General features: G+C 69.4%; 25 protein-coding genes and 1 pseudogene. 10 read left to right on the top strand and 16 right to left on the bottom strand.

Features of this window, described 5'->3' with window-relative positions:
• From IE226_RS44640 to IE226_RS41505, 5 genes and pseudogenes are all read right to left on the bottom strand, one after another.
• Positions 1 to 842, bottom strand: a pseudogene (locus IE226_RS44640) (IS3 family transposase); the annotation flags it as partial.
• A 542-nt stretch (positions 843 to 1,384) separates the two neighbouring features.
• Positions 1,385 to 2,428: a S66 family peptidase gene (locus IE226_RS41490; RefSeq protein WP_190086706.1), complete on the bottom strand. Its 1,044-nt coding sequence runs from the start codon at positions 2,426 to 2,428 to the stop codon at positions 1,385 to 1,387.
• Positions 2,429 to 2,556: 128 nt separating this feature from the next.
• Complete coding sequence (locus IE226_RS41495; protein ID WP_190086707.1) at positions 2,557 to 3,141, bottom strand: TetR family transcriptional regulator; 585 nt, start codon at positions 3,139 to 3,141, stop codon at positions 2,557 to 2,559.
• A 162-nt stretch (positions 3,142 to 3,303) separates the two neighbouring features.
• Positions 3,304 to 4,008: a TetR/AcrR family transcriptional regulator gene (locus IE226_RS41500; protein ID WP_373307113.1), complete on the bottom strand. Its 705-nt coding sequence runs from the start codon at positions 4,006 to 4,008 to the stop codon at positions 3,304 to 3,306.
• Positions 4,009 to 4,067: 59 nt separating this feature from the next.
• Positions 4,068 to 4,625 (bottom strand): RBBP9/YdeN family alpha/beta hydrolase, encoded by a 558-nt coding sequence (locus IE226_RS41505; RefSeq protein ID WP_190086708.1) that lies wholly within the window; start codon positions 4,623 to 4,625, stop codon positions 4,068 to 4,070.
• Between the two features lie 125 nt (positions 4,626 to 4,750).
• On the opposite strand from IE226_RS41505, the gene IE226_RS41510 reads away from it, so the two are divergent.
• Positions 4,751 to 5,191: an Lrp/AsnC family transcriptional regulator gene (locus IE226_RS41510; protein ID WP_190086709.1), complete on the top strand. Its 441-nt coding sequence runs from the start codon at positions 4,751 to 4,753 to the stop codon at positions 5,189 to 5,191.
• A 25-nt stretch (positions 5,192 to 5,216) separates the two neighbouring features.
• Here IE226_RS41510 and IE226_RS41515 read toward each other — a convergent pair whose 3' ends face one another.
• Both IE226_RS41515 and IE226_RS41520 read right to left on the bottom strand, forming a co-directional pair.
• Entirely contained in the window at positions 5,217 to 6,008 is a 792-nt protein-coding gene (locus IE226_RS41515; RefSeq protein WP_190086710.1) for a DUF3592 domain-containing protein, read from the bottom strand.
• 55 nt (positions 6,009 to 6,063) lie between these two features.
• Positions 6,064 to 6,969, bottom strand: coding sequence for an AraC family transcriptional regulator (locus IE226_RS41520; protein ID WP_373307114.1), 906 nt, complete (start codon positions 6,967 to 6,969; stop codon positions 6,064 to 6,066).
• 133 nt (positions 6,970 to 7,102) lie between these two features.
• Here IE226_RS41520 and IE226_RS41525 point away from each other — a divergent pair, with 133 nt between their 5' ends.
• Entirely contained in the window at positions 7,103 to 7,933 is an 831-nt protein-coding gene (locus tag IE226_RS41525) for an alpha/beta fold hydrolase (RefSeq protein WP_190086712.1), read from the top strand.
• Positions 7,934 to 8,065: 132 nt separating this feature from the next.
• On the opposite strand, the gene IE226_RS41530 is transcribed toward IE226_RS41525, so the two are convergent.
• Both IE226_RS41530 and IE226_RS41535 read right to left on the bottom strand, forming a co-directional pair.
• A complete protein-coding gene (locus IE226_RS41530) occupies positions 8,066 to 8,929 on the bottom strand; it encodes an immunity 49 family protein (protein WP_190086713.1) in 864 nt (287 codons plus the stop codon).
• Between the two features lie 77 nt (positions 8,930 to 9,006).
• Positions 9,007 to 9,429, bottom strand: a complete 423-nt coding sequence (locus IE226_RS41535; RefSeq protein WP_190086714.1) for a MarR family winged helix-turn-helix transcriptional regulator — start codon at positions 9,427 to 9,429, stop codon at positions 9,007 to 9,009.
• Positions 9,430 to 9,621: 192 nt separating this feature from the next.
• Between IE226_RS41535 and eno the strand changes: the two genes are divergently transcribed.
• The 5 genes from eno to IE226_RS41565 all read left to right on the top strand — a co-directional run bounded on the left by eno (position 9,622) and on the right by IE226_RS41565 (position 14,017).
• Positions 9,622 to 10,956, top strand: coding sequence for a phosphopyruvate hydratase (gene eno / locus IE226_RS41540; RefSeq protein ID WP_229871922.1), 1,335 nt, complete (start codon positions 9,622 to 9,624; stop codon positions 10,954 to 10,956).
• 803 nt (positions 10,957 to 11,759) lie between these two features.
• A complete protein-coding gene (locus IE226_RS41550; RefSeq protein ID WP_229871923.1) occupies positions 11,760 to 12,047 on the top strand; it encodes a hypothetical protein in 288 nt (95 codons plus the stop codon).
• Between the two features lie 17 nt (positions 12,048 to 12,064).
• Positions 12,065 to 12,310 carry a type II toxin-antitoxin system RelE family toxin gene (locus tag IE226_RS41555; RefSeq protein ID WP_190086717.1) on the top strand — a complete coding sequence of 82 codons (246 nt, stop codon included), beginning with the start codon at positions 12,065 to 12,067 and terminating at the stop codon, positions 12,308 to 12,310.
• A 339-nt stretch (positions 12,311 to 12,649) separates the two neighbouring features.
• Positions 12,650 to 13,021, top strand: coding sequence for a hypothetical protein (locus IE226_RS41560; protein WP_190086718.1), 372 nt, complete (start codon positions 12,650 to 12,652; stop codon positions 13,019 to 13,021).
• A 315-nt stretch (positions 13,022 to 13,336) separates the two neighbouring features.
• Positions 13,337 to 14,017, top strand: coding sequence for a hypothetical protein (locus IE226_RS41565; protein WP_190086719.1), 681 nt, complete (start codon positions 13,337 to 13,339; stop codon positions 14,015 to 14,017).
• Between the two features lie 62 nt (positions 14,018 to 14,079).
• Here IE226_RS41565 and IE226_RS45375 read toward each other — a convergent pair whose 3' ends face one another.
• The 4 genes from IE226_RS45375 to IE226_RS41585 form a co-directional block, all read right to left on the bottom strand.
• Positions 14,080 to 14,379, bottom strand: a complete 300-nt coding sequence (locus IE226_RS45375) for an NUDIX hydrolase (protein ID WP_190086720.1) — start codon at positions 14,377 to 14,379, stop codon at positions 14,080 to 14,082.
• A 14-nt stretch (positions 14,380 to 14,393) separates the two neighbouring features.
• Entirely contained in the window at positions 14,394 to 14,771 is a 378-nt protein-coding gene (locus IE226_RS41575) for a toxin Doc (RefSeq protein ID WP_190086721.1), read from the bottom strand.
• A 3-nt stretch (positions 14,772 to 14,774) separates the two neighbouring features.
• The gene (locus tag IE226_RS41580) at positions 14,775 to 15,026 is read right to left on the bottom strand and encodes a YlcI/YnfO family protein (protein ID WP_190086722.1); all 252 of its coding nucleotides are present in this window, start codon (positions 15,024 to 15,026) and stop codon (positions 14,775 to 14,777) included.
• Positions 15,027 to 15,094: 68 nt separating this feature from the next.
• Positions 15,095 to 15,394: a YciI family protein gene (locus IE226_RS41585; RefSeq protein ID WP_190086723.1), complete on the bottom strand. Its 300-nt coding sequence runs from the start codon at positions 15,392 to 15,394 to the stop codon at positions 15,095 to 15,097.
• Between the two features lie 24 nt (positions 15,395 to 15,418).
• Here IE226_RS41585 and IE226_RS41590 point away from each other — a divergent pair, with 24 nt between their 5' ends.
• Positions 15,419 to 16,111 carry a Crp/Fnr family transcriptional regulator gene (locus tag IE226_RS41590; protein ID WP_190086724.1) on the top strand — a complete coding sequence of 231 codons (693 nt, stop codon included), beginning with the start codon at positions 15,419 to 15,421 and terminating at the stop codon, positions 16,109 to 16,111.
• Between the two features lie 46 nt (positions 16,112 to 16,157).
• Here the strand turns inward: IE226_RS41590 and IE226_RS41595 are convergent, their stop codons facing one another.
• Positions 16,158 to 17,057, bottom strand: a complete 900-nt coding sequence (locus IE226_RS41595; protein ID WP_190086725.1) for a sigma-70 family RNA polymerase sigma factor — start codon at positions 17,055 to 17,057, stop codon at positions 16,158 to 16,160.
• Positions 17,058 to 17,159: 102 nt separating this feature from the next.
• Between IE226_RS41595 and IE226_RS41600 the strand changes: the two genes are divergently transcribed.
• A complete protein-coding gene (locus IE226_RS41600) occupies positions 17,160 to 17,933 on the top strand; it encodes an SDR family oxidoreductase (RefSeq protein WP_190086726.1) in 774 nt (257 codons plus the stop codon).
• A gap of 17 nt (positions 17,934 to 17,950) precedes the next feature.
• Here the strand turns inward: IE226_RS41600 and IE226_RS41605 are convergent, their stop codons facing one another.
• Together IE226_RS41605 and IE226_RS41610 are read right to left on the bottom strand one after the other, a co-directional pair.
• A complete protein-coding gene (locus IE226_RS41605; RefSeq protein ID WP_190086727.1) occupies positions 17,951 to 18,589 on the bottom strand; it encodes a response regulator in 639 nt (212 codons plus the stop codon).
• A gap of 184 nt (positions 18,590 to 18,773) precedes the next feature.
• A complete protein-coding gene (locus tag IE226_RS41610) occupies positions 18,774 to 20,441 on the bottom strand; it encodes an aminotransferase class III-fold pyridoxal phosphate-dependent enzyme (RefSeq protein WP_190086728.1) in 1,668 nt (555 codons plus the stop codon).
• 338 nt (positions 20,442 to 20,779) lie between these two features.
• Here IE226_RS41610 and IE226_RS41615 point away from each other — a divergent pair, with 338 nt between their 5' ends.
• The gene (locus IE226_RS41615; protein ID WP_190086729.1) at positions 20,780 to 22,147 is read left to right on the top strand and encodes an FAD-dependent oxidoreductase; all 1,368 of its coding nucleotides are present in this window, start codon (positions 20,780 to 20,782) and stop codon (positions 22,145 to 22,147) included.
• Positions 22,148 to 22,180: the final 33 nt, after the last annotated feature.

Here is a 22,180-nt window from a genome sequence, read left to right on the forward strand (position 1 = left end):
CAGGGCGTCGGTCACGAGATCCGCGCGCATGTGGTCGGCGATCGCCCAGCCGGCCAGACGGCGTGAGGCGAGGTCGATGACGGTTGCCAGGTAGCAGAACTTCCCGCCGTCGATGGGCAGGTAGGTGATGTCGCCGACGTACTTCGTGTTCGGCCTTCCCGCGGTGAAGTCGCGGCGGATCAGGTCCGGAGCCCTGGCGGCAGCCGGATCGGGGACGGTGGTGCGGTGCCGGCGGCGCAGCCGGACCCCTTCGATCCCGGACTCCCGCATGATCCTGGCGACTCGCTTGTGGTTGACCGCTTCACCGATCGTCTCCCGGAGTTCGGCGGTGATCCTCGGCGCTCCGTAAGTGCCGTCCGACTCCTGGTGCACCGCCCGTATCCGAGCGGCCAGTTGTGCCTCGGCCGCCTGCCGGGCGGCCCGGTCGGCGGCTGTCCGGCGCCAGTAGTAGAAGCTCGAGCGGCTGACGCCGAGGACGCTGCAGAGCCGCTTCACGCCGTAGCGGCGCTGAAGGTCGGCGACGCACTGGAAGCGGTTCACCAGCGCGTCTCCCCGGCGAAATACTTCGCCGCCTTCCGCAGGATTTCGCGTTCCTCCTCCAGCTCGCGGACCTTCTTCCGCAAGGCCGCGTTCTCCGCCTCCAGCGGGGCCGGCGGCTGGGCCGGTTCTGGCGTCCGGCGTCCGCGCGGACGGCTTGCTCCGGCAGCCCTCACCCAGTTCCGCAGGGTCTCCGGATTGATCCCCAGATCGGCGGCGACCGACCTGATCGTCGCCTCCGGCCGGGACTCGTAGAGCGCGACCGCGTCCGCCTTGAACTCAGGCGGGTAGTTCTTCAGGACCACGAGATGTCCGTTCTCAGATCTTCAGGATCCAGTGTCTCGTGTGTTCAACCTCAGGGGTCAAGGCCCAACCAACCCGTCGCCCGCTCCCCTGCACAGTCGGGCCCGGAGACGGTTGCCGACGTGTACGGACACGACGAAGCCGTCCGCCAGGTTCCCCCGCGGCGGACGGCTCACGTTCATGTGTCCAGAGATCAGAATCGGTGCAGGCGACAAGGTGCTCTAACCGCTGAGCTACGCCGGCCCGAAGCCGACGACGGGATTCGAACCCGCGACCGCCCCATTATGAGTGGAAGTAGCCCGCTCCTGCGCACCTGGACGTCTCCACCGTAGCTATCAGCGCACCGCGGTGCACTCCATTAACGCCGACCGCGAGCCGCGCTTCGATAAGGCGGCGCTCGTTCAAGTGCCGCGTGAGGCGCTCCGCCAAGGAGCCACCCGGCACGAGTTGCTCGAACCGCAGCCACCCGCCGGGCAGGGCTTGTTGCCTCAAGGGGCGGCCCACTGCCGGCTACGAGTCGGGCCTGCCGACGCGCACGCCGAACTCAGTACGTGACGAAGATGCGGCGTGCCTGTCCGTCCACCCGGATTCGGCCTCCGACTGGGATGACGAGTTGCGGGTCGGTGTGGCCGAGGTCGACGTCGAAGACTGCCATGGTGTCGGGGGCGTACTGGTGGAGAGCCCGTACGACGGCCTCTCGCTGTTGTCGGCGGAAGTCCGCCCTCTCCGCGGGGCCGAGCGGGTTCTCGAACGACCAGCTCTTCGCCCTGCCCATCAGCAGCGCGGGGAACTGTTGCAGCAGTCCGCGTTCGCCCATGCTGCGCAGGATGCGGTAGACCTCTTCGGCGCGCGGCATTTCCTCGGTGGTCTCCAGGAACAGCACGTTACCCGCGTAGGCATCGACCGGTCGCACCGCGCGATCGGCCATCAGCAGCCAGGAGATGATCTCCAGGCTGCCGCCCCAGCCGAGGCCTTCGACCACCCGGCCGCCGTTGTGCCAGTACCAGCCGTCGGCGGGTTCCAGTTCCGGTTCGGACTCGAAGGTGCTGGGGTCTTCCCAGGGGCGGTTGACGTCTCCGTACGAGCTGGAGGGGGTGAGTTCGTGCGCGCCCGAGGTGAACAACGCTGCCCGGAGGGACTCCTCGGTCTTCGGGTGCATCGCGCCGGGCCGTCCGAGCTCGACCATCACTGAGCCGCCGTGGTAGGCGACGATGCCCAGGTCCCGCAGGAACAGCAGCAGGTTGGTGTTGTCGCTGTAGCCGAAGAACGGCTTGGGGTGGGCGCGGAGGAGGGCGCGGTCCAGGTGCGGCAGGACGGTGATCTGGTCGTCGCCGCCGATGCTGGCGATCACGGCCTTGATGCCGGGGTCCGCGAAGGCCGCGTGAATGTCGGCGGCCCTTTCCCCGGGCGTGGCCCCCATCTTCCGCGTCGTCGGGTACTCGACGGGCTTGAGACCGAAATCCGCCGAGAGCCTGCGCAGGCCCAGTTCGAAGGGCAGCGGGAAGAGACCGGGCAGGCCCGAGGAGGGGGACAGCACCGCGACCCGGTCTCCGGGACGGGGTTTGGCGGGGTAGAGGGGATCAGTCATCCGGTGATCTTAGGAGGCAGGGTCGGGTGTGGTCGTCGACCACGGTTGTGCTTGGCGGAGTTCAGCCGGGGCGGCGCCCGCGCGAAGGGGCGTTTTGCGGCACCGTGTTGGCGGGCGGCGCGGCTCGGTCAGGGAGTACGCCCCTCTCCGCCCCGGGCCAGCAGCACCGCGTCGAGATCCTGGCGCACCCTGTCGGCCAGGTCGCCCTCCGCACTCAACGCCCAGTCCTGCAGCAGGCCGTTGACCAGAGCCGCCAGGATCCCTGCTGCCTGGTGGGCCGGAGGCGCGTACGGCAAGTCCGCGGTTGCAAGGAGCGGCGCCAGCACCGAACGTACGGCCCGGCGCTGGGCCGCGAATGACTCGCGGAGTCGTGTGTCCGCCAGTTCCGTGCCCAGCTGCGCCAGATGCCGCGCCGCCGTGTTCGGGTCGTCGGCGCCGGCTGTGGTGGTCAACAGCGCATCCCGGACGGCGGCCACCGGATCGCTGTGCGCCTCGCCGGCTCTGCGCATCCGGGCAACGAGCGCCTCGGTGCCCTGCGACATCATCGCCAGGAGGAGACCGTGCTTGGACCCGAACCTGCCGGCCACCGTACTGACGGAGACGTCGGCCTCTTCGGCGACCCGGGCGAGGGTGAAGCTCGGTCCGTACCGGCCGATGGCCTGCTCGCAGGCCGCCATCAACTCGCCGTCGGAGATCTTTTGGGGACGCCCCATCTAGTTATTGAACGACGGTTCACAAACTCTATCGAGAGCTCTGCTGCCGATCGTCGGGGCTGGCCTCAGCCGATCGTCGGGGCTGGCCTCTGCCGGACTCGGCGCAGGGTCGCCTGCCGGGCTCGGCGCCCAATCGTCTGGCGGGCCCGGCGCCGACCGTCTTCAGATGCCCGTACGCCCGCCGAGCCCGGACGCGTCTCCCGCGCCGCGCAGCAGGGTGTCCACCACGCGCGTGGCCAGCGCGTCCGCGTCGCCGCGCTCGCCTTCCGCTCCCTCCTTGGCAGCCTCGTGGATGAGGGCGTAGTAGACGCGCCGGGTCCAGTCGAGGTCGATGTCGGGGCGGAGTACGCCCGCCTCCCTGGCGCGGCGGAAGAGGCGGATGCAGGTGGCGCTGACCTCGGCGTGAATGCGGTCAGCCTCGGGGTGGGTGTTCTCGGTCGCGCGGTTCATGGAGAACGACCAGTCCGTCTTTACGCGCAGGACGTTGGCGGTGACCTGGTAGAGGGCGACGAGCGGCGGCGCGGCGTCCGGCCGTGCGGCGTCGACGGCGTCCGCGAACTGCCGGGCGGCCCAGCCGGTCAGCTCGTCGAGCAGCGCGTCCCGGGTGGCGAACCGGCGGTGGACCGTGGTGCGGGCGACTCCGGCGGCCTTGGCGAGTTGCTCCATGGTCGCCGCGGGGTTGGCGGCGAGGACGCGCTCGGACGCTTCGAGGATCGTTCGTATGGTCCGCTCGGTATCGGCCCGGAGGGAGCGCTTCACCGGCCGGTCTTTTTGCCTGTCGGCCTGCCGGGCCCCCTGCCCGTCCGCCTGGTCCGCCGGCCGGTCCGTCTCCGTCTGCTGCTTCTGCTCCTGCTTCTGCGCCGTCACGCCGACATGCTACGTCCCAACTCCACCAAGCGTCATACACGCGACACTAATGTCGCATGTCATGGGTGGTACGTGGCCTCGGACAAGTGCTGAAGGAGTTCCAGTCCCGCCGGCCAGTCACCGAGCCCGCTGTCGGAGTTGATGTGGCCGTGGCCGCCGACGAGATGTTCCTGCGTCTGCCACTGGTACGCGAAGGAGGCAGACGTCGCCGGGTCGCAGTAGGGGTCGTCGTCGCTGGCCACCATCAGACCCGGGCACGGCAGCGGACGTGCGGTCAGGTCCAGGAACGTGGACGCGGCCTCACGCGGGAATCCGGGCCCCCGCGGATCCGGGGGCGCGACCAGGAACGCCGCGACCCCGGCGGGCCGCACCCGGTCCAACCACTGCGCAGCCGCCCAGCAGCCCAGGCTGTGCGCCACCAACACCACCTGGTCGTCACGCCGTGACGCGATCTCGTAGGCGGTCTGAACCGCGGCAACCCAGTCCGTCAGGTCCGGCCTGTTCCACGACGCAGGCGCGATCCGGACCGCCGAAGGGCCCCACCGCTCCTCCCACAAGCTCTGCCAGTGACGGCCGTCCGAGCCGTCGATCCCCAGGATGATGACGTACGCGACCATAGGCTGTTACCGCCTTCCAATCGTGCCCCCAGCCGAACGAGGGGCCACCCGGGGGTGATTCTTTATGGCCCAGCGGAGCAGATCAGGCCCGGCAAGTGATCTCAAAGAAAGTGAGAGTGACAACGATGGAATCACTCGACGAGATCGACCGCGCCATATTGGAACTGCTCCAGACCGACGGCCGGTTGACCGGAGCCGAGGTCGGACGCCGCGTCGGACTATCGCAGCCGGCGGCCGGAGCCCGTATCCAGCGCCTGGAGAAGAACGGCGTCATCACCGGCTACCGCGCCGTCGTCGCCCCGGCCGCGGTCGGCCTGAACATCCATGCCGTCGTCCGGCTGCGCACCACCCACGCGCAACTCTCCGGAGCACTCGCTCTGGCCGCCCGTATCCCCGAGGTCGTCTCGACCCTTCGCGTGACCGGCGAGGACTGCCTGCTGCTCGACGTGCAGTGCTCGCACGCCGAACGCCTGGAACAAGTCGTGGACTCCCTCGCCCGCTACGGCTCGGTCACCACGTCCCTCGTACTGCGCAGCTATCCGGCCAAGCCGCTGCCGACGACGTAGCCGAAAACGCCGTCCGCCCAGGCGGCTAGCCGTTCAGCAGGTCCCCCAACACCCTCGCCACGAATCCGACCAGCGGCACGAAGACCAAGGCCGCTGCGGCTACGGCGAGGAGGAGGCCCGCGCTCATGTGGGCAAGCGCTCGGCCGCCGCGGGCTCTGCTGGGGTCTTGCGGGTCGTAGGTGACGTCCACTGACCGGTTGCGGCTGCGCATCAGGACGGTGACCGATGACGCGTGCGTCACGGGGGCGCCGTCGGCCGTCGTGAAGCGCAATACGGGGTTCATGGCCTGCTGCTTGGTCGACGTGCGGTAGTCGACGATCTCGCCGGGTACCGTCACCCCGCGGCGCCGCAGGATCCACGGATCGCGCAGGAAGAACCTCCATGCCACCGCCAGCAGTCCGGCGCCGAAGGGCAGCAGGAACGCGGTGGCGCCCAGCCAGGACACCTGGTCCGGTTCCTCGACGACCGCGAACAGGACGACGAGCAGCAGCACATAGGCGCACACCCCCACGCTCACCTTGGCCGCACGGTTGTCCAGGGCCGGCGGCGTGCGGGTCGTGGGCCCGGTGGTCACCAGTGCCGATCCGTCCGCCACCGGCGTGACGCCCTCCATGGCCTGCCGCAGCCCTTCGGCGAACGCGCCCACGGCGTTGCTGTTGCCGCTGCTCACCTGGAAGCCGTCCCCCGCGGTGTCGCCGCTGATCCGCAGCCGCACCGATGTCCTGCCGTCGCTCTCCACCGCGCCGACGGCCCGCAGCGGTATCCGCCACGTCGCGCGCCCCCGCACCACGCGCACCTCTCCGCTCTCCAGTCGCATGACGCCCCCGCGCCCCTTCAGCACAATCCGCATATCCCGCCCCATGGCGCAGATCCTAGGCCCCAACCGGGCTTTCGCCGCCTGCTGTTGCCTGCCACGCTCCGGGGCGCACACCTGTGGCGTTGCGGAAGAACACCGAGAAGTTGGACGCGTCGGGGAAGCCGAGCGCGCGGGCGCAACTCGCCGCGGTGAGCCCTTCGTGCGCGAGGAGCCGCTTGGCCTCCAGGACGATGCGGTCGACGATGTACGCCTTCGCCGTGCGGCCGGTGGCCTGCTGCACGGCTCTGGAGAGGGTGCGGGGCGCGTAGCCGAGGGCCCGGGCGTAGAAGGCGGCGCCGTGCTGTTCCCGGAAGTGCGCCTCGACGCTGGACCGGAACAACTGGAACGTCGGGTTCGCCGGACCGGCCTCGCCGTGCGGTGGCCGCAGCCGGGCGATGAGCGCGGAGAGCAGAATCCCGGGCAGCTCGGCCGCCATGTCGTCGGGTGGCGGCGCGGCGGATGTTTCGAGTACGAGATGGCTCAGCGCGGCGTCGACGTACGGCCGGTCGGCGTCGGGGATGCGCCACCGCGCGGCCAGGTCCGGGGAGGCGACGAGTTCGCGGGTGGCGCGGGTGACCGGCGCGGTCGGCATGAACAGCACCAGGTGCCCTGCCACGCCTGCGATGTCGTCCCATCGGTGCACCGCGCCGGGGGCGATCCACACCGCGGACCGCTCCTCGAGCAGGCGCCGCAGGAAATCGACTGTGACGGATCCGTGCCCGGCATCGACGAGGGCGAGAACGTGGAAGTCGGCGCGTTGTGTGCCGCCGTCGTTCAGGTCGCGGAGGCGGTCGAACGTCATCGTCTCTACGGCGACGGTGCCGGCGACGGCGACGCCGGCCCCGCTTCTAACCCCATCCCCGTCCCGGTCCCGGTCCCGGTCGCTGACAGGCTCGTAGGTCATCTGCCGGATCTCGGTCACGTGTCCAGTTTCCACCATGAGGCGACCAGTCATGCCGATGCCCCGCAGAAGCCACGGAGATTCACTTGAACCCGCAAGACACCTCACACCAACACCAACCTCACACCACTGATCATTGACCGAGGAAGTTGCGATGAGCACGACGGCGAATACAACGGCTAATACGACACAGCAGTCCCTGCTGCCCACTTACGACCACCGCCCGGGGGCCGGGCCGACCCTGGTGTTCCTGCACTACTGGGGTGGTTCCGCCCGTACCTGGGGCCCCGTGGTCGATCGCCTCGCGGGTCACGACGTACTCACGGTCGACTTCCGCGGGTGGAGCCGCTCGAGCGCTCTGCCGGGGCCCTACACGCTCCGCCGGCTCGCGGACGACACCCTCGCCGTGATCGCCGACGCGGGCGTCTCCGAGTACGTCCTCGTCGGACACTCCATGGGCGGCAAAGTCGCCCAGCTGGTCGCGGCGGCCCGGCCTGCGGGCCTGCGCGGACTCGTCCTCGTCGCTCCGGGTCCGGCGAAGCCCGCCGCGCAGGTCACCCCCGAGTACAGGGAGGGCCTCTCCCACGCCTACGACTCCGACGAGTCCGTGGCCGGCGCGCGGGACAACATCCTCACCGCGACCGAGCTGCCCGACTCGGTCAAGTCGCAGATCGTGGCCGATTCCCGGGCCGGCACCGACGCCGCCCGCACGGAGTGGCCGCTGCGCGGCATCGCGGAGGACATCACCGAGCACACCCGCATGATCAGCGTCCCCGCTCTGGTCATAGCCGGGGAGAACGACCACGTCGAGCCGGCCGGCGTACTCCGCGACAACTTGCTGCCCTACCTCTCCAGGGCCGGAGCCTCATCCACAGCCGGGCCCGGGGCCGACTTCGTGGTGCTCCCGCACACGGGGCACCTGATCCCGCTGGAGGCCCCTGCCGAACTCGCCGACGCGATCGTCGCCTTCGGACCGCTTACCTGACCGGGGCATCACTGCATGCGGGGCACCCAGGGGGCAGGCAGGGGCACGCGGCCGGTCGCTGCCCCGCGGTGCGGTGGTCAGCCCGTCGGGCGCCGGCACGGTACGCCGCATGATCATGCGGCGTACCGTGCCTCAGGTAGCGAACTCGCCGAGCCAGCCGTGCTGCAAGAGGTGATGGGGCAGGTACTCGGACTCGACCTCGATGGGGAACCCCCCGTCGAAGGCCAGGCAGGCCATGGCCAGCGGGCCGATCGCGATCGCGCCGTCGATGTCGCTCTTGCGGTCCTCGTTCAGGGTCCAGTACGCACGGTGCAGCTTCACCGCTTCGACCAGGGCCGCACCGAAGCCCTCCTCGTCCTTGATCACGAGTCGGTAGAAGAGATTGATCGGCGGATAAAGGATGCCGTCCAACAGGTCACGCGGGGCGACATGTGCCACTGCCGTATCGGAGGCTTCGAAGGTGGCCGTGAGTTTCTCCACCAGGCCCGGGCGCCGCAGCCAGTAGGTCTGCAGTGTGTCCACCCAGTGGTAGATGTACTCGTCGTACTTTCCTTGCCGCGCGCGCAACCGGTCGAGCGGGATCTCGCACAGCTGCGTCATGCGTTCCTGTTCGCGGCAGATGACAGCCAGCCAGAACGCCTGGAGCCAGGTGCCCGCATCAGCGGTCGGCAGCGGGCCGAGGGCACGCAGGCTGCGTATCTTGCGGTCGATCCGGCACTCGACGGTGCCTTCGCTGATGCCGGTGACGGCAAACAGGGCCGACCCCACCTGCATCGCCGTGACCGCCGCCTCCCACGTCTCCAGCGTCGCCGCCCGCGGGTCAAGCACACAACGCGCGCGCAGGTTCAGAACCGATGTGTCGAAAACCCCGTCGAGAACTGCCGTCGACTCCTCAAGCTGCGCGATCTCCTCGCCGAAGAAGCGACCCAGGCGTTGCGCATACGCTTCGGCCTCGGGTCCTGACGGCAGTCCGGGCCGATCGATGCGTACGGTCACGGATAAATCCCCTCGTTGGCGTCGAACCAGTGTCACGCAATTGCCGGAAGTCGGCTGGCTGGCGCGCTCCCGTCTGGCTAGCGTGTCGCGAGGCGCTCCAGGAGGGTCGCACTCCGGGCCAGCAACTCCCTTTCCTCCTCGGAGAGTTCGGCCTCGATGGCCTGTGCGAGCCAGCCCGCCCTGCGGCCGCGTTCCGCTTCGAGTGCGGCCCGGCCCGCGTCCGACAGCTCCACCAGCGTCTTGCGGCCGTCCGTGGGGTGGGCCCGGCGCGTGATCAGGTTCTGTTCCATGAGCAGGCCTACTGCCCGGGCCATCGACTGGGGGCGGACGCGCTGGTCGGCGGCGAGGTCGCTGGTGGTCATGGCGCCGTCGCGGTCGAGTGCGCCGAGCACGGCGACCTGGCCGAGCGGGATGCGGTCCTCGTGCTTGACGCGGCGCGTGAGCTTGCCCATCGCGGTACGCAGTTCTGCGGCGATGGCGGCGGCTTCCGGGGTGGGCATAGGGCACTTTACCCCGTGGCCGCTCGGCAACGCCGTGCACCTGACCTGCACGGAAGCGCCCTCAGGCACAGATGCACAGCCAAACTGATCAGCAAAGCTGTGCAGCATTGCTGTATGGTTTGGCGTTGTCGGGCTCAGCGCCAGCGTTGTCGCAGCCGGGGCCACGGCACACGACAACGGGGAGGAACTCCCATGTCCGCAGAGACAGCAGCAGTGGTGGCAGTAACAGCAGCAGTCCGATCGGTCGACGCCACCATCGAGACCGTCACCGCCCGCCGCATCATCGACAGCCGGGGCAACCCCACGGTCGAGGTCGACGTCGTCCTGGCGGACGAGTCGCTGGGGCGCGCGGCCGTCCCCTCCGGCGCCTCCACCGGCGCGCGGGAAGCCGTGGAACTGCGCGACGGGGACTCCGCACGCTGGCACGGCAAGGGCGTCGACCGCGCGGTGGCCCACGTCAACGGGGAGATCGCGGCGGCCGTACGCGGCCGGGACGCGGCAGACCAGGCAGGGCTCGATGCCGCGCTCGTCGCCCTCGACGGCACTCCGACGAAGTCCCGGCTCGGCGCCAACGCGATCCTCGGCGTGTCCCTCGCCGCCGCCAAGGCCGCCGCGGCGGCCCGTCGTCAGCCCCTCTACCGCTACCTCGGCGGCCCCGACGCCCACCTCCTGCCGCTGCCGATGATGAACATCGTCAACGGCGGCGCGCACGCCGACAATCCGCTGGACTTCCAGGAGTTCATGATCGCCCCCGTGGGCGCGGACACCTTCGCCGAAGCAGTACGCATGGGCAGCGAGGTCTTCCACACCCTGCGCCGCGATCTGCTGGCCGCCGGGCACAGCACCGGGGTCGGCGACGAGGGCGGTTTCGCGCCCGCGCTGCGTACCGCCGAGGAAGCGCTCGACTTCGTGATGAGCGCCATCGAGCGCACCGGCTACCGCCCCGGCACGGACATCGGGCTGATCATGGACCCGGCGTCGTCGGAGTTCTTCCGCGACGGGGTGTACGACTACGCGGGCGAGGGGGTCCGCCGCACGCCCTCCGAGAACGCCGACTACCTCGCCAAGCTCATCGACGCCTACCCGATCGTCTCCATCGAGGACCCGATGGCGGAGAACGACCTGGAGGGCTGGCGCGAGCTGACCGCCCGCGTCGGCGACCGCTGCCAGCTCACCGGCGACGACGTCTTCTGCACCAACGAGACGCTGCTGCGCGAGGGCATCCGCACCGGCGTCGGCAACTCCGTTCTGGTCAAGGTCAACCAGATCGGCACCCTGACCGAGGCGCTTGCCGCGGTGGCCACGGCCCACCAGGCGGGCTGGACCGCTGTCATGTCGCACCGCTCGGGCGAGACGGAGGACACCACCATCGCGGATCTGGCGGTGGCCACCGGCTGCGGCCAGATCAAGACCGGCTCCCTCTCCCGCTCCGACCGTACGGCGAAGTACAACCAACTCATCCGCATCGAGGAGGAGTTGGGAGACGCGGCCCGTTTCGCGGGCCGCTCCGCGCTGCGTCGGGCATGAGCAGCGGTCGGAGGTACGGGCGGTAGGAGAGGGAGCGGACCACGCGGCCCCCGATCACGCTCGGGGGCCGCGTGGCGTAGTGAGGCAGAAACCTCAGGCGCTCCGGCTGCACAGGTACTCGCGCCGCGCGACGGACTCAGAGCTCGCGAGACCCGGCGCGGGCACCCACCGGCCGCGGTGCGACCGGCGCGGCGGCGGACCGTACGGCGACTGCCAGGCAGGCCGACGGCGGGAGGGAGCGATCGACAGGCGGGCGGGCACGACCACCCAGTTCTTGGACATAGAAATACACCGGTTCCAGTGAGAAGACCGCAGCGGAAAGGAGCGCGGCGCACAGGTGCGACGCGCGATGGTCCAGCGCTCGGGGTGTCTCACTTGGTGTACAACGGCACGTCCTTGACGGAGGGGTCGGGAGGAGCTGGGAGGAGTTGGCTGCGGGCGGAAACACGGTAGGGGCACCCGGGAGCGCGGCTCCACTGATTTTCGGGCGGGGCGCACTTCCGGCACTTCCGCATGATCATCCAGCTTTCCCCGCCGCTTCCACCTCGTCCGCGGCATCGACGAAACCGGCACGTCGGGCACCGGCATTATCGTCGAGGGCCTGGGGTCCACCGACGGCACCGTCGCCCTCCGCCGGCTGAATGTCGGCAGCGAGATCGTCCATGCCCGGACAACGCTGCCAGGCTCGGCCGGACGCCGAACCACCCACCCGCCCACCCACCCAGGCGGTAGCATCCGACTGTCAACCTCATATCCCATGGCCTATGCCACGGGATATGGCGCACGACGGAAGGAGCGGCGAAGTGACCATCGGCGAACCGTGGACCATCGAGTCCATCCGCGACGCCCTCGGCAGCCCGACACTCGCCCAGCGCTTCCTCGGCGAGATCAACAAGGCGCCCGCGCACCAGCTCCTCACCGTGTTCGCCAAGTGGGAGCGCATCGCGAAGGACACCGTCGCCGCCTCCGAACGAGCCGACGAGATCATCGCCGCCGAAGCACGTGGAGAAGAACCTCCCGGCCAGTGGATCGACGGCACCCGGCGCATTCAGGAAGCAGCTGCACGAATCCGCCCTCAAGGCGCTGCCTGACCTGCCACCCTGGCCGGGTGTACTCGCTCCGCTACAAGCCCGACGTCGAAGCCGTCTGGGACTCGCTCCCCGATAAGGCACGCACCGAGTTCGACGCCGCCATCACAGCCGTCTGCGAAGACCCGTACAGCACGACGGAACCCCACCCCGACAACGGCGACGTCAAACGACTGCTGATCTGCGAGCACACCAGGGCTGTCCTCGTCGTCTTCGAAGCGCCCATAGAACGCATCCGCATCCTTGACCTCGCGTACCTCGGCTAGACGCGAAGGCGCCGCGGTCGCCCGAAGGCCGGGGCCGAGGGCTCCTCAACCTCACCCGGCGGCTCCTGGAGGCCGACATGCCCGCCTGCAGAGACCGCAACGGCGGGACGACCACCGTGCGGGACGCGGACGGGAACGAGACCGTCGTCGACTGCCTCGCCTGCGGCGGGAATGGGCTGATCGGGACGCTCGCCGATAACCAAGCGGCCCATTTGCGGCATGCTGCCCGCGTCCGCCGCTCCGGAACGGCGTATCGACCACCCGGCGCCTCGACAGGTCTGGTCCCACGGTTCCCCTACATCGGCGGCGCAGCACCTCAGAGCTCGACATACTGCACACATGGCTGACGACGAAGCAGTTCGCAATCTCCGTGAGCTCGGCGACCGAGTTCAGAGACGCCGCCACGAACTGGCCTTGAGCGTCGGGGACTTATCCAGGAAAGCATCCATCGGGCGTGATGCCGTCACAGGCGTAGAAGCCGGTAGGCCGATCGACGACAGGGTCTATCGCAAGCTCGACGCTGCACTCGAGTGGAACCCCGGGACCTGCATCAATATCGCCCAAGGTGCGCCACGCGCAGAGATCACAGAGCAAGAGATCGGCAAAGCCGTATTTACCGCCCTCGCCGAGCACGACGACATTCCGGCAGACCGCATCCGAGCCATCCGCGACTCCGTCATAGCCGACCTCAAAGGCCGCGGCCTCCTCTGAACCCGTACACGCCTGATGTGCACTGCCGTTACGTATCGGAGCGGCCGTGCACCAAGCTGCGGTGGGACCTGGCGGCCGAGCCGGCCGAGCTCGACGCCATCGCCGTCTTCGCCTCCGGCCAGTGCAAGGACGCCTCCGAGCATCTACAGGCCGAGGTTCGTTTCGTTCAAACTGGTTCCGTCCGGTTCGGATCGTTCGCAGCTCAAGTTCGATGTCGGAAAGGGTAGCGCCGAGGTATCGCGCGAGCGAGGCGTCGGCGAACCGCCGTGTACGACCTGTCGAGGTATCCCCCGGTAACGAGTGAGGAGCGGTTCGATGTTCCATGAGATGGCCCGCCAATGCGTTTCACCTTTACGTCGTTGGTGGGCCATCCGCCCAATCCCCCGTAGCGCGTTGGTCGCGTGCGCGGGTGCACTCGTACTCTTCACGACAGCCGCCGATACGCCACGGTCCACCGTTGAGATCCTCAGCGCCCAGAATGCCGGCGGCTACGTCGTGATGAGCGAACCCAGCATCCATCCTTGGGCGGGGACGTTTGGCTCCTACCTGCTGTGCGTGGAAGGCGAACATACGGTGGCCATCAAGCGAGTTCGCTACGAAACCCCGGTTCGTCCACTCGATGTTGATCTACTGCTGCGGGAAGTGGACACAGATGCGAGCGTGCTTGTGTCGATACTGGGGAAACCACCAGGGTTCACAGACCTGGAGAGTGGTGCGCGCCATGAGGTAGCCGGTAAATTCCAGCCGTTGCGCGCAGACCACGCTATCGAGCGGCCTTGTGGAAGTCCAAGGTACGGTCGCGGATTCACCGAACTTCTCTTTATCGTCAAGGTCGATCAGAGAGGCGGGGTGGTTGATCAGGTGCGAATCGACTATGCGATCGACGGGCACGCGGACGAACACACGTTAGAGCTGGAAGGGAAGATCGTTCTGTGCGGCGACGCCGTTGGGGATGTGGGCGCCCAGCTCTATTGCGACGAGACTCGACCACGCTGACATGATTGGGAAGCCACTCGCCTGCCACCGTGCAACCTCCAAAGCCGACTCTCTTCTTGTTGTCAGTGGTGGAGGAGATCATCGGGTTCCGGGGGCCCCGGAGGCCCTCCTCTGACCGGCGCCCCAATGGTGGAGAGGGGTGCGTCCCCCGCAGATCCCTCCGAATACGGCAAAGGGGCAGTCCACCCTCGTTGAGATGACTGCTCCATCCGGTGATTCCGCACGGCGGCCCGCTCCGCGGTCTCGCCGGGCTCGGCCATACCCGCCGGCGACTGCCACACCAGATCCCCCTCAGGAACCCGGCGGCGGATCAACAGCACCCGGCCCGAATGCACGATCACGGCACCCCGGCACCACTGCACCCGCGATCAAGTTTCTAGATCCTCCAGGAGCGGATCTGATCGGCTGCCGTAAATACATCCGCCTTGGCGGTCATCAACTGCTTGGTGAGGTCGACCAGTTCCCCGAAGGGCGCGTCGAGACCCTGTCCGGAGGCGTGCATGTAGGCGACGGTGATCGCGCAGGCGAAGCGGACGTTGTGGGCCGGCAGGGGGCGCAGCAGGGCGAGGGTCTGCAGCAGGGCCGCGGCGCGCCAGGAGGCGTCGGGGTCGTAGCCGAGGCGTGGCGGGTCGACACGGTGGCGGGCCACGGCCGCGACGAGTGCGGAGAAGTCTGACACCAGGGGCTGTTCGGGCAGGGCTGCTTCGTGCTGTTGCAGCAGCCAGGGCACGTCGATGTGCAGGGCGGGTGCCATGGGTCAGGCGGCCCGTCCCGTTGTGCCGGGGGTGGGCCCGTCGTCGATGCCGGCGGCCGCGATGGCGTCGGCGAGGTCGGGGTCACGGAAGGTAGCCTGGAACATCTCGGCGGCTTCCCGCAGCGCCCGGTGGCGGGCGATCTTGTCAGCCATCGCCTCACGTACGACGGCCTTCATGGTGGTGCCGCGTTCCTGGGCGAGTGCGCGCAGCTCCTCGAGCTCCTGGTCGCTGAATTCCACGTTGAGAGCGGGCATGCATGAACGGTACCGTCCCGGTACCGAGCCGTAAATACATGCAGGTCAGAGAGTATTACGTCAGGTACCTAACGGGTTCTGGGGCCGTGACCGGGGCCCACCACCGGGGACCACTCGCGGACCTCTGTCAGTTCGACGGCCGGGAGGTGGAAGTAGGGGTCGGCGGCCAGTACGAGGTCGAGGGCGGTGCGGTCCGGGACGTCGAGGATGAGCAGGGCGCCCGAGTCGTCCGCAAAGGGTCCTGCCGCGTGCAGCCGTCCGTCCGCGTGGAGGGCGGCGAGGGCGCCGCGGTGGGCGGGGCGGGCCGCGAGACGTGCGGCGGTGTGTTCGGCGTTGTCGGTGAGGAAGCGCAGTTCGATGGTCCACATGCCGGGGACGCTAATGTCCCGGACATGGGCGCGTCTGTATCGGGAGATACACCTCCGTGGCTGCCTCTCACCGGGATTCCGCTGCTTGCCGGGCTGCCGTCGGCGCGGTTGGCCGAGGTCTGGGCGGCATCCAAGGTGGAGCGTCATGCCCGTGGGGATGCTTTCCGGCGGGAGGGTGAGCCCGCGCACGACTTGGTCTTGCTGTTGAGCGGGTGCGTGGCGGCGACGTCGGTCACCGCGCAGGGGGCGGTCGCCCGGCACGGGGTCTGGGACCGTCCGTGTGCGCTGGACAAGACCGCGGTGATCGACGGACGCGGGCACACCGCGACGTTCACGGCTCAGACCCGGGTGAGCGTCCGGGCCCTGCCGCGGCTCGTCTTCTTGTCCCTCGTCGAGGACGTTGCCGTCGTACGCGGTCATGTTCTGCGGGTTCTGGCGGCCGAGGCCCGGCGTCAGCAGGAGCGTGTCGTGGCGTCCTTGCTGCCGGCGCCGGCACGGCTCGCCGCCTGGTTGCTGCGGTCCGCCGATCCGGCGGGCGTGGTGGACCTGCCCGCGTCGCAGCAGCAGCTCGCGGAGCTGCTCGGGCTCACCAGGGTCACCGTCAACCGGGCGCTGGGCACCTTCCGCCGGGAGCGTTTGATCGAGTACGACCGGCAGGCAGGGCGGGTCACGCTTCTGGCTCCGGAGCTGTTGCAGCTGCGTGCCTGCGCCGCCTGAGCCGGGGCTGGTTCAGGTGGCGCGAGGCCGCGCGGACGCACGGCGCTCAGGCGACCGCAAGCTCCAGCGCGGCAAGGCGCTGTGGTTCGGCGACGACCTCGACGGCGGTGATCAGGCCGCTGTCGGGTTCGACGGTGAAGGTGAGGACCAGGCGCAGGCGCCCGTTCGGGGCCATGGCCAGGCCGAGGGTGCCGTCCAGGAGGGCCGGGCCGGTGAACTGGGCGCGTCCGGTGGCTGCCATGGCGCCCTTGGCGACCGTGTGCGCGCCGAGGACGACGACCGGCTCCGGGGTCGGGATCACGGCCGGGTCGGCGGTGAGGACCACGTCCGGGTGGAGCAGGGCGACCAGGGCCTCGAAGTCGCCGGTGCGGGTCGCCGCGAGGAACGCGGTCACGGCCTGCTGCTGACGGGAGGCGTCGGGCGCGGCCGGGGTGGTGCCCCGGACGCGGCGCCGGGCGCGGCTGGCGAGTTGGCGGGCGGAGGCGGGGGTGCGCTCCAGGATCGCGGCGATCTCGTCGAAGGGGATCGCGAAGAGGTCGTGCAGGACGAAGGCGAGACGTTCGTCGGGCGTCAGGGTGTCGAGTACGACGAGCAGGGCGATGCCCACCGCGTCCGCCGCTTCCACCTCCTGCTCGGGGCTGGGGCGGCCATCCGGGCGGTCGGCGCCGTAGGCGGTCTCCAGCTCTTCCTCGCGGCGCGTGGCGCGGGAGCGCAGGACGTTGAGGCAGGTGCGGGTGGCGATGGTGGTGAGCCAGCCGCCGATGTTGGCCACCTCGCTCGTATCGGCGGCCGACGCGCGTAGCCAGGTCTCCTGTACGGCGTCCTCGGCCTCCGCGAGCGAGCCGAGCATGCGGTAGGCGACCGCGCGCAGGTGCGGCCGGTGGGCCTCGAAAACCTCGGCGCTCAGACTGCTCCCCGCACTCGTTTCAAGATTCTTTTCGTCCATCTGTCACATCCCCCACGGCGGCGTGTCAGAGCGGCAGAACCGAAGCTCGCACACCACGGCACACCACGACACACCACGAACCGACCAACTCAGGAGAACATCATGACTGTTGACGCCACGATCCTGGTCACCGGCGGTACGGGCACGCTGGGCCGCCACGTGCTCCCGCTGCTGCGGCAGGCGGCGCCCGCCCGCCCGGTGCGGGTGCTCAGCCGCAGCGCTCGGCCGGACACCGACGGGATCAGCTACGTCACCGGCGATCTGATGACCGGCGAGGGTGTCGCGGACGCGCTGGCCGGGGTGGACACGGTGCTGCACCTGGCGGGCGGCGCCAAGGGCGACGACGTGGTGGCGGGCCACCTGGTCGCGGCCGCCAAGGAGGCCGGGGTGCGGCACATCGTGCACATCTCGGTCATCGGCGCCGACCGGATGCCGATGGCGTGGTTCGCGACGCAGCGCGCGGCGGAGGAGGCGATCACCGGTTCGGGCATCGCGTGGACGATGCTGCGGGCCGCGCAGTTCCACGACCTGGTGCACCAGATGGTCTCCAAGATGGCCAAGCTGCCGCTCGTCCCCGCGCCGGGGATACGCCTGGAGCCGGTCGACGTACGTGATGTCGCGCAGCGCCTCGTCGAGCTGACGCTCGGCGAACCGGCGGGCCTGGTCGCGGAGTTGGCAGGACCGAAGGTGTACACGATGGACGACGTGGTCCGTTCCTACCTGGGCGCCACCGGCCGCCGTCGCCCCGTCCTCGGGATGCGGATGCCCGGCAAGGCGGGTCGCGCGTACCGCGAGGGCGTGAACCTCGCCCCGTCGGCGGACGCGGCGCACGGCGACCGGACCTGGGAGGCGTTTCTGGCCGAGCGGGTCGCCTGAAGACTCCGGGCCGCACCTCAGACCTCCGGTGCCCCGAACCTGATGCGCTCCATCAGATCAATCACGTAGTGAACGATTCCCACCGGGTTGTTCGTCGCGGCGAATATGCGGCGGTCGACGCCCAATTCGGGGTTGAAGTTGTGTGCGTGCACCAGGACGGGCACATCGACGTTTCGGGCCTCCAACTCACGCAGCATGCTGATCCCCGCCTGCGGATCTCCGTCACGGTCTATGTCGCTCAGGACGATGTCGTACGAGCCGTGCCCCAGTGCGACCAATCCCTCGTCGGTGGAACGAGCCGTATCCACGACCATGTCCATGGAGCGGAAGAGGCTGATCAAGGCGCCGTTGTGCTCGGGGTGATCGTCGACCCAGAGGATCCTGCCGCCCCTCAGTGTGTCGGCTGCATGCTCCAGTCTTCCCAGGACTCCACGCCTCATGGTCGGCGTCACCGGGGTATCGCTGTGCTCGGCGACTCGGTCGAGGATGTGAGCTGCCATCTCGACCTCGACCCCGAGAGCCCGCAGTGCGGTGACCCGGGGGACCAGGCTATGAATGATCGTCCCTCGCAACGACAGAAAGACGATGACGGCGAAGGCCACCCAGAGGAGACCGGGCAACGTGCCGATCAACTTGATCCATATCGCTTCCGGCATGAGGCCATGATCGGCCCTGCCTGCGAGTGCTGCAGAGCAAACGTCGGCATCGGTCAGATCCTCTGCACCCTGTAGCTCTGCACCTTGTAGCTCTGCGCCTTGTGAGGCAGCACGGCGGCGCGCCGCCCGGAGCGTGGCCCCGGGCGGCGTGTCGTGAGCGGCGGTGGCTGAGAGGCCCGGGCCGTCAGTTGCCCGTCAGACGCTTCTCGTCCTCGTCTCGCAGTAGTGCGCACCAGTCGCGCAGTGCCGTCTCCAGGGCGGCGGTCTCCTCCTCCGTCAGGTGCACGGAAGGAGCGAAGCGCAGTGTGTTCGGTGCGCTGGCCGTCGGGAGCACCCGGATGCGGTGTGCGCCGAGGAGGTAGCCCGCGGCGACATAGCCGAGGATGCCGCCCTGAGCGGCTCCGCTGATCGTCGGGGAGCCGGACTTGGACTGGTCGTGGAACTCGAGGCCCTGCAGCAGGCCCTTGCCCCGCGTGTCCTTGACGACCTCCGGGAAGTCGGCACGTACGCGGTCGAGCGCCGCGCGCAGCATCTCGCCACGCTCCACGACCTGCCGGTACGCCGCGCCGTCGTCCGCCTCGAGCAGTTCGAGCACCTTGAGCGCGATGGCGGTGGAGAAGCCGTCCTTGGCGAAGGTCGAGCTGTGCACCAGCTCGAACTCCCCGCGGTAGCGGCTCTGGTGGACCAGGACGACCGAGCTCTTGGCGATGCCGCCGCCCAGGCTCTTGGAGAGTACGTAGTAGTCGCCGCGCAGCCCCACGTGGGAGCTGGCGAGGAAGGCGCCGGTGCGGCCGAGGCCCGTCTGGATCTCGTCGATCAGCAGCGGGCAGTCCGCGGCGGCGGTCACGCGCTGGATGTGCGCCGCGGCGTCCCGGTCGAGGGCGCGGATGCCGCCCTCGCCCTGGATCGGCTCGACCAGGAAGGCGCAGAACGCGGGAAAGTCGCGCTCCACGACGTCGGCGACGCCGTCGGTGACCACGACATCCAGGACGCGCGCCTGCTCCCGTACGCCGTCCACGGTCTTGGTGAGTACGTCGGGCTGGTCGTGCGGGACGAACAGCGCCTGCGCGCCGAGGCCGCCGAACGCCGACCGGAAGCCGCTGTTGTGGGTGAGCTGGACGCTGCCCATCAGCTTCCCGTGGAACGAACCCTCCAGTGCGAGGAGCACCGGCGGGCGCGCGGCCACTTCGCCGTTGTGGCGGGCCACGGCGCCGGCCAGCTGCTCGAAGGCGTCCTGCGGCGACACGGCATCGGCGTCGCCACCAGCACCAGCACCGGCACCGGCACCAGCCCCGGACGGCGCTTCCGCCCCCGCCTTGCGGTACGCGGACTCCGCCACCGTGAGGCGGCCGTCCCTCGCCGCCTCCCGCGCCTCCTCGACGTGCGCCTCGATCTCGCCCATCAGCGCCGCGACCTTGAGTACGCGGTCGAACTCCGCGTGCTTGACGCCCGTTTCGATCGCCTCGGCGCCCGTGCTGGCGAAATGCGCGAAGTAGGGCTCGGTGGCTCCGGTCTCACGCGCGACGATTTCGTTGAGCTTTGCCGCAAGGCGGTTGGCCACGGGGTGACGCGAGAACTGGGCATAGACCGGGATACCGGAGTCCAGGACGGACTTGGCGTGGGCCGTGATCTCCGCATTGTTGTGGCCGAAGATCAGTGACGCGTATCCGCCGCAGTAGTCGGTGACCGGTATTTCATTTCCGTCGGCGTCGAGGTGGAAGACCGTGTTGCCTTCGGCCCGCACATATTCGACCCCGAGGCCCGAACTCGACAGCACGGTGGTCAAATACGGTTCGGTGAGCTGGGGTTCCGTTGCTGCCGATGCTGCTGCCGGCGCTGCTGCCGATTCCATCATCTCTCCTCCGGTGCGGGGAGGCGGACACGAGGCAGACACTCTCCCGTCCCCCGCTGTGCCACCACGTTTCGCGTGAGCCTAGGGAATGTCGGCAGGCGGGGAAACAGCCGCCGGTAATACGCCGGTAATCCTGTGCGCGCGGCGGATTGTGCTCATGCGATGGGCGTGCCGTGGGCGCCGTGGGCCTACTTTGAGCTGCGTTCTTCCGACTGTTCCGAGCGTCGCAACAGTTCCGGCCACCGCGGCCGTTGCGGCCGTTGCCGCTGCTTCGGACATTGCGACTGGCGCACATGAATCCCGGAAGGTCGCGCACCGACTACGAGGAGCGGCTCGGCATGAAATCTCGCGCAGAAGGCCACGCGGTCGTCCTGGGGGCCGGTCCGGCCGGCCTCTTCGCGGCCCGGGTACTGGCTGATGTCTACGGGCGGGTGACCGTCGTGGAGCGGGACGATCCCGCCGACGAGCAGCGGCGCGGTGTTCCGCAGAGCGGACACGCGCATGACTTCCTGGCCCGCGGCTACCAGATCGCGGAGGAGTTGTTCCCCGGTGTCGGCGGCGAGATGGTGGCCGGCGGCGCCCACCCCGCCGACATCGCCAGGGACGTCCGCTGGGTGATCGGCGGCCATCCCCTGGTCAAGAGCGAGTCCGGGCTCTCCACCGTGATCAGCTCCCGCCCCTTCAGGGAGCGCCACCTGCGCGCCCGCGCCGAAGCGCTCCCGCAGGTGACCCTGCTCGGCGGGCGGGACGTCGCCGGGCTCTCGTTCACCGGTGACGGGAGCGTCGTCGACGGGGTGTTCCTGGGACCCGGCGGCTCCGGCGGCTCCGGCGGCTCCGACGGAGGCGAGAAGCTCGCGGCCGACCTCGTCGTGGACGCCACCGGGCGGGGCTCGCGCACCCCCGTATGGCTGGAGGAGCACGGCCACGGGCGGGTCGAGGAGGAGAAGCTCAGGGTCGACGTGGGGTACGCCACCCGCTTCGTACGGGCGCCCGCCGACGCTTTCGGCGGGGACGTCTGCATCAACATCGTCGCCACCCCCGACTCCCCGCGCGGCGGATCGTGCCAGCGGGTGGAGGGCGACCGCGCCGTGGTGACGCTCTACGGCGTGCTCGGTGATCACCCGCCGACCGATGCCGAGGGCTTCAACGCCTTCGCCAAGTCCCTCGCGGCCCCGGACATCTACGAGATCCTCCAGGCCGCCGAGCCGCTGACCGAGGCACGGCGCTACCGCTTCCCGGCCAGCCTGCGGCGGCGCTACGAGCGCATGGACTCCTTCCCCGGCGGGCTGCTGCCGATCGGCGACGCCGTGTGCAGCCTCAACCCCCGCTACGGGCAGGGGATGGCGTTCGCCGCCATGCAGGCCATGGCCCTGCGCGAGCACCTGCGGCAGGACGGGCAAGAGCGGGTCGGGCAAGAGTCGGACGCGGCGGCATACTTCCGGCGGCTCACCGAGCAGGTCGTCGATCCGGTCTGGACGATGACTCAGCTCAGCGACCTGAGCTTTCCCGGCGTCCAGGGCGAGCGGACGCCGGAGACGCTGCAGGCGCTCGAACTGGTGGGCCGGACCCAGATCGCGGCCACCCTCGACGGTCCCCTGACCCTCAGCTGCCTGCGGGTCTTCGGGCTGCTCGACCCGCCGACCGTGCTCATGGATCCCGCGATCCAGGAGCGCGTACAAGAAACGCTGTCCCGTCTTCCGGCTTGAACCGGCTCCGGAACAGAACGCAACCCAGAAACC

Origin of the sequence: Streptomyces longisporoflavus (genome assembly GCF_014649775.1) — a bacterium.
In the GTDB taxonomy this organism is placed as follows: Bacteria; Actinomycetota; Actinomycetes; order Streptomycetales; family Streptomycetaceae; genus Streptomyces; species Streptomyces longisporoflavus.

Bases quoted from the DNA above. Each gene is read 5' to 3' on its own strand.
- IE226_RS41505 (WP_190086708.1), bottom strand. From the start codon at position 4,625: ATGGTCGCGTACGTCATCATCCTGGGGATCGACGGCTCGGACGGCCGT.
- IE226_RS41595 (WP_190086725.1), bottom strand. From the start codon at position 17,057: ATGGACGAAAAGAATCTTGAAACGAGTGCGGGGAGCAGTCTGAGCGCC.
- IE226_RS41615 (WP_190086729.1), top strand. From the start codon at position 20,780: ATGAAATCTCGCGCAGAAGGCCACGCGGTCGTCCTGGGGGCCGGTCCG.
- IE226_RS41590 (WP_190086724.1), top strand. From the start codon at position 15,419: ATGGGCGCGTCTGTATCGGGAGATACACCTCCGTGGCTGCCTCTCACC.
- eno (WP_229871922.1), top strand. From the start codon at position 9,622: ATGTCCGCAGAGACAGCAGCAGTGGTGGCAGTAACAGCAGCAGTCCGA.
- IE226_RS41580 (WP_190086722.1), bottom strand. From the start codon at position 15,026: ATGCCCGCTCTCAACGTGGAATTCAGCGACCAGGAGCTCGAGGAGCTG.
- IE226_RS41605 (WP_190086727.1), bottom strand. From the start codon at position 18,589: ATGCCGGAAGCGATATGGATCAAGTTGATCGGCACGTTGCCCGGTCTC.
- IE226_RS41560 (WP_190086718.1), top strand. From the start codon at position 12,650: ATGGCTGACGACGAAGCAGTTCGCAATCTCCGTGAGCTCGGCGACCGA.
- IE226_RS41610 (WP_190086728.1), bottom strand. From the start codon at position 20,441: ATGGAATCGGCAGCAGCGCCGGCAGCAGCATCGGCAGCAACGGAACCC.
- IE226_RS41490 (WP_190086706.1), bottom strand. From the start codon at position 2,428: ATGACTGATCCCCTCTACCCCGCCAAACCCCGTCCCGGAGACCGGGTC.
- IE226_RS41600 (WP_190086726.1), top strand. From the start codon at position 17,160: ATGACTGTTGACGCCACGATCCTGGTCACCGGCGGTACGGGCACGCTG.
- IE226_RS41495 (WP_190086707.1), bottom strand. From the start codon at position 3,141: ATGGGGCGTCCCCAAAAGATCTCCGACGGCGAGTTGATGGCGGCCTGC.
- IE226_RS41565 (WP_190086719.1), top strand. From the start codon at position 13,337: ATGTTCCATGAGATGGCCCGCCAATGCGTTTCACCTTTACGTCGTTGG.
- IE226_RS41585 (WP_190086723.1), bottom strand. From the start codon at position 15,394: ATGTGGACCATCGAACTGCGCTTCCTCACCGACAACGCCGAACACACC.
- IE226_RS41575 (WP_190086721.1), bottom strand. From the start codon at position 14,771: ATGGCACCCGCCCTGCACATCGACGTGCCCTGGCTGCTGCAACAGCAC.
- IE226_RS41525 (WP_190086712.1), top strand. From the start codon at position 7,103: ATGAGCACGACGGCGAATACAACGGCTAATACGACACAGCAGTCCCTG.
- IE226_RS41515 (WP_190086710.1), bottom strand. From the start codon at position 6,008: ATGCGACTGGAGAGCGGAGAGGTGCGCGTGGTGCGGGGGCGCGCGACG.
- IE226_RS41510 (WP_190086709.1), top strand. From the start codon at position 4,751: ATGGAATCACTCGACGAGATCGACCGCGCCATATTGGAACTGCTCCAG.
- IE226_RS41535 (WP_190086714.1), bottom strand. From the start codon at position 9,429: ATGCCCACCCCGGAAGCCGCCGCCATCGCCGCAGAACTGCGTACCGCG.